Consider the following 5,578-nt stretch of genomic DNA (forward strand, 5'->3'; position numbering starts at 1 on the left):
GTTGCCCAGGCCGCCGGCAATCATGATCGGCTTGTGGTAACCGTAGACGCGCCCGCCCACATTCTGCTCGTAGCTGCGGAAATAACCGGCCAGGTTGGGCCGGCCGAATTCATTATTGAATGCAGCGCCGCCGATAGGCCCGTCCAGCATGATTTGCAGCGGCGACGCAATGCGGTCCGGCTTGCCATAGATGCCGCCCTGCCCATGTGCCTGCCGCTGTGCCGGCGGCTGGCCGGCATCGCGCGCATTTTCCCAAGGCTGCACGGCATGGGTGATCATCAGGTTCGATACGGTAAAACCGGTCAGGCCGGCTTTCGGCTGGGCGCCGCGTCCGGTCGCGCCTTCATCGCGGATTTCGCCGCCAGCGCCAGTGGAAGCGCCGGGAAACGGTGAAATCGCGGTCGGATGATTGTGGGTTTCCACTTTCATCAGGATATGGGTCAGCTCTTCGCTGGCGCCATACACATGGCCGTTTTGCTCCCCGCGCGCATAAAAGCGCTGCACCGTCGCCCCTTCGATGACCGAGGAATTGTCGCTATAGGCCACCACCGTTCCGCGCGGCTGCTTCTCATGCGTATTGCGGATCATCGAAAACAGCGAACGCTGCTGCGGCTGGCTGTCGATGGTCCAGTCGGCATTGAAAATCTTGTGCCGGCAATGTTCACTATTGGCCTGGGCGAACATCATCAACTCGACATCGGTCGGATTGCGGCCGGCGCGGGTGAATGCGTCCAGCAAATAATCGATCTCGTCGTCCGACATGGCCAGGCCAAGCTCGGTATTGGCGCGCAACAAGGCGTCCTTGCCGCCGCCTTGCACGTCGACAGACTCCAGCGGCCGTGCTTCCAGCGGCGTGAACAGTTGCGCAACCCCGGCGGTTTCCCGCAGGACCAGCTCGGTCATCCGGTCATGCAGCAAGCCGGCGACCGCCGCAGCCGCTTGCGCATCGAGCGCGCGCGGCTTGCCCAACAGACCGCCCTTGCGCTCAATGAAATAGACGATGCCGCGCTCGATGCGATGCACCACGGCCGACAAACCGCAATTGCGGGCAATGTCGGTGGCCTTGCTGGCCCAGGGCGAAATCGTGCCGAAACGGGGAATAACGATGAATTGCTCGCCCTCCTCGCTGGCGGAGAACGGTTCACCGTAATGCAGCAGTCCGGCCAGCCGGCTGCGATCGGTCTCGCCAATCCCGGAAGAAGCGTCGACGAAATGCAGGTAGCGGCCGGCTACCGCGCAAATTGACGGCTCCAGATCCTGCAGCTGGGCTAACAGGCGTTGCGTACGAAAAGGGGACAGGGCATTCGAGCCCGGCAGGATCAGCATGGCGAATTCGAAGGGATGCGACAGCGAGCAGGAGTGCCGCATGAAGCGATCGTCTGTCTGGAAAGGAAAGCCGGATTATACCAACTAACCCGGCCACTCCAAGCGCTGCGGGCCCACCCGCCATGCCCGCAGCTTGTACCGGACCGCGGGGCAACAGCACTAAAACTTGATGCCATTCGTCAAACATACGGAACAAAGTTCGCTAATCGGTTACTGATGCCAGGCAATTCTGATCCATGTCAACTTCCCACTGAATGCTCGCAATAAGCACCTTGATGACGGATAGCCCATGACTTTTGTCAAAACACCTGGCCGTCGGCAAACAGCGCCCGCAGACGCACCATTGCCGCCTGCCTCTCCCCGTCAGGAACAGTCGCAATCGCCGGAAAAAAATTCACCGGCGGCACAGGACCATGTACTGGCCAGTACGTCCGATCCCAGCGCGCTGCGAAACATCAAGGATGAGCGGCCGTCTGGCCGATTGCACACCTTTAGCGACGGGACCCCGATCCCGCCCAATCCTTTTGACGATGATTTCACCGACGATGGCTCCCCGCCGGCAGCAAGCACCTCCGGCTTGCTGTCAGGCAGCGATCCGAATGCGTCCGGCATTGCGGCACGCAAGTCGTCCCTGGTGGCAAGCGGCGCGCTGCCTGCGCACGTCGATGAAGCGTTCTCCAGCATGCCGCTTGGCAGCGATGCGCAGTTACTGGCGTTTTCCCTGGTGCTGGAAATTGGCGCCAGCCTGGACGATGCCCGACAATATGCCAGCGAAGACATACCTGTTGTTCCCGGCAAGAGCGAACAACAGACCCGGCTCGAATACTGCCTTGGGCGCACAGCGGGACTCAGCGTCACCGAAGCAAGCGCATTCTGCGATTGCGAAGCCGATAGCGACCCGACACACTTCCGCGAGGCGACCAGGCATCCTGACGCAGCCAGTACGCCGTCAGTGAAAGTCAATTATTGCCTACTTCGTGCATTCGGCATGGAAGCGGAAACAGCCGAAAATTGGGCCGACATCGGACCCGACGGCGGCGCCATCATGTACCGGCATGACTTCAGGAAAATAAGTGCCTTCTATGAAGACGAGGCCAATCTCACGCTGAGCCCTGGGATATTTCCCCGCTTTGTCGGCGATTCCATTCCTGCTGCGGATGGCAAACGAATCGTGTTGGGCAAGGGTGGCTTCAATCAGGTCGAACTATTGCGCATCATCGATCCCCGGAGCGGGCAAGAACGCAATTTTGCATTCAAGCCCAGCACGAAGACGCCGTCGATTGGCTTGGGCGCTGAACTGACCGATATCAAGGAGGATGAATTTTTTCCCGAGACCAGGAACCTCGCAGCCGTGTCCGTCGCCCGCACGCTCGGACTGACCGGCGACGACGGCGTGACCGGCGACGCATTCATGGGCATCGTTGACGACAGGCTGGGCTTGTTCATGGAAGTCGCGCCTGGCAAGCCGATGGCGGCCCATCACTACAAGATGAAACTGGATCGAAATTCCAGCGACTACGCTCGCCTTACCAAGCCGGCAATGAAGAAGCAATTGATGAAAGACCCGGCAGTCAACCTGGCGCAATCCAAGATATTGGGCGTGCATTCGATCCGGTTCGAAGGCAAGGATGTCTTCCTTACCGGCTCCGTAACGGATCCCAAGAATCCGGATACGCTGGAACCATTCAGGAACAATAATCCATCCTTGAAAAAAGCGTACGCACGCGTCGAGTTTTTCGATGAGCTGATCAACGAGTCGGATTGCCACGCAGGCAATATCATCGTTGAAGAAAACAATGGCCGCTATTGCGCCCGGAGAATCGACCTGGATCAATCCTTTGGCCCCAACACCCAATATCAACTCACTCACGAAAATTCATTCATGCCTTATTACCTTCCGATTCAGACACGCTATCTGGACAAGGAACTTGCCGACCGATTGCGCTCACCCGGTATGCGGGATGCCATGGAAGCCGCGGTAGTCGGTACGCTGGTTTATATCGAGGATATTGAGGCTTTCCTGGATCGCTTCGATATGATCGTGGCGGCAATTGACGCCGGAGAGATCGAGGTAATCGACAATGACGATGGCTGGCGCGCTGCCGATATGACCAATCCGCGCACCTCACTGTTTGCCCGCGATGGCCAACGCCCGACATTCCTATGAATTTCCCATGCTGCAGACGATGCCTGTGCGTACGCCAGCCCCAGCCACAATTCAATACACTGAGGAACGACCATGTCGCCAATAGCCGCCACTGAAGCTTTGCAAGAATTTTTCCAGACCGAAAACCTGCCGGTGCCGCCGCTGCCCGCCGCATTGATGCAGGCGCTGGTCAAGACCGGACCGCATAGCTGGTCGACCCGCAGCGACGACAGCTCGCCCGAGGACATCGACCTTCGGATCGAGGAAGCACAGGCCAATATTGCCGATTACGCCGAGATCGGCTTTTCCGGCCACGGCATCAATTCCTGGGTCATGCACTGCAATGTCGTCACGCCATCGCTCGCACTGTTCCTGCAATGCCGCTGGGGCAACGCCTATGACGACGCAGAACGTGCCCGCCTGCGCATTGAAGGCGTGATCAGCTTTGTCGGCATGCTGCTCGACGACGCAGAAAAGGCCACGGCCCGGGGCGCCTTGCCGGCCAAGGAGCGTCTGGTCGTATTTTTCAGCGACCACGCACCGTCGCGCTGGCAATGGCGCTCTGCCTCCGACGCCTGGAATCAGGATGGCGACTTCACGTTACTGGGCGCGCTAGCGGCCCTGCGTGAACGGATTGACGCTGGCAGCAAGAAAAAATAAGTCCGTGCCAGCAGTCCGCCGACAGTAAGCGGCCCGACCTAGGCCTGGCCCAAGCCAGCAATAGCAAACAACTGACACCGAGGAGTCGTCATGTCTCAGCTAGTCGCTGCTGAAGAGCTCAAGGAATTTTTCCAGACCGAAAACCTGCCAGTACCGCCGCTGCCCGCCGCACTGATGCGCACGCTGGTCAAGACTGGCCCGCATAGCTGGTCAACCCGCAGTGATGACAGCTCGCCGGAGGACATCGACCTTCGTATCCAGGAAGCACGCAGCAACATCGCCGATTATGCCGAGATCGGCTTTTCCGGCCACGGCATCAATTCCTGGGTCATGCACTGCAACGTGGCGACGCCATCGCTAGCGCTGTTCCTGCAATGCCGCTGGGGCAATGCCTATGACGATGCCGAACGCGCCCGCCTGCGCATTGAGGGCGTGACCAGCTTTGTCGGACAGTTGCTCGATGAAGCAGCCAGGGCCGCCGATCTCGACGCCTTGCCGGCCAACGAACGGCTGATCGTGTTCTTCAGCGACCACGCCCCTTCGCGCTGGCAATGGCGATCCGAACCTGACACGTGGGAACAGGATGGCGATTTCACCTTGCTGGGTGCGCTGGAGGCGCTGAGTGAAGGGATCGATGCGGTCAGCACCAACTAAGGCGTGGATGCGCCAATAAGCAAACGGGGGGCAGGCGTTCGAATTGGGTAAATAGCCTGCCTTAGGGCTGAATGGATCACCGGGGAGCTTTTACTGATGAAAATAAAAAAAATCACGCCCGCCAACACGGGACGGTCTGCCACGACTGCGCCGCCCGCTGTCGGTAGGCAGCGCAAGGCGCCGATCCGCAGCGAGCATAGAAGCGACAGCAAAAAAGCGGTACTCGCTCGCACCGGAGCAGACCAATTGGAACATGCCCGGCAAACAGACAGGACACTGCCAGGCGCACGTCCGGCACGGAAGCAGACCACGCTTAAAAATACCCAAAACGGCGAAATCAAGCACCACCCTGCGACGCGGGCCGCACCAGCGCCGACACAACAACGACAGGCCGACCCGCGTCTGCAGCGGCGCCGCGCCATGCTCTTGCCGAAAATGTTGGCGCCGGCCCGGCCGAAGGCGGACACGCCCGATGCAGTCGTTCCCGCTAAGCAGCGGAGCGCGAGCACCAAACCCATCGCAGCCCCGCAAGATCCGCCGGTCCAGCAGCGCGCAGAGGCCGAACTCGATTTTCTGATCGCGAAGTATCAGGCGCTGGAGCCGCCAAAGCCGGCGAAAAAAGTACCTGCGCAGACAGCGACACCCGGCCAAGCCGCACAACAGGTGGAAGACGAGCTCGAGGCCCTTTTGGCGGACCTGGCACTGCAGGCGCCCACGGCAAAACAGAAACAACAACAACACCCTGCACCAGCACGGGTGGCAGTGCCGACCAAGTCCAAGCCGACACAGGAC

At 59.8% G+C, this 5,578-nt stretch carries 3 protein-coding genes and 2 pseudogenes; 4 read left to right on the forward strand and 1 reads right to left on the reverse strand.

Translation table 11 applies throughout. The features are described from left to right. Positions 1 to 1,326: pseudogene (locus Q7T64_RS15720) on the reverse strand (phosphoribosylformylglycinamidine synthase); the annotation flags it as partial. Between the two features lie 289 nt (positions 1,327 to 1,615). On the opposite strand from Q7T64_RS15720, the gene Q7T64_RS15725 reads away from it, so the two are divergent. The 4 genes and pseudogenes from Q7T64_RS15725 to Q7T64_RS15740 all read left to right on the forward strand — a co-directional run. Next, positions 1,616 to 3,493: a hypothetical protein gene (locus Q7T64_RS15725; RefSeq protein WP_304797646.1), complete on the forward strand. Its 1,878-nt coding sequence runs from the start codon at positions 1,616 to 1,618 to the stop codon at positions 3,491 to 3,493. A 72-nt stretch (positions 3,494 to 3,565) separates the two neighbouring features. After that, on the forward strand, positions 3,566 to 4,132 hold the full coding sequence (locus Q7T64_RS15730; protein WP_304797649.1) for a hypothetical protein: 567 nt from the start codon (positions 3,566 to 3,568) through the stop codon (positions 4,130 to 4,132). A 90-nt stretch (positions 4,133 to 4,222) separates the two neighbouring features. Then, positions 4,223 to 4,786, forward strand: coding sequence for a hypothetical protein (locus Q7T64_RS15735; protein ID WP_304797652.1), 564 nt, complete (start codon positions 4,223 to 4,225; stop codon positions 4,784 to 4,786). Positions 4,787 to 4,882: 96 nt separating this feature from the next. After that, positions 4,883 to 5,578 (forward strand): annotated as a pseudogene (locus Q7T64_RS15740) (hypothetical protein); the annotation flags it as partial.

Origin of the sequence: Lacisediminimonas sp. (assembly GCF_030645335.1) — a bacterium.
Lineage (GTDB): Bacteria > Pseudomonadota > Gammaproteobacteria > Burkholderiales > Burkholderiaceae_D > Lacisediminimonas.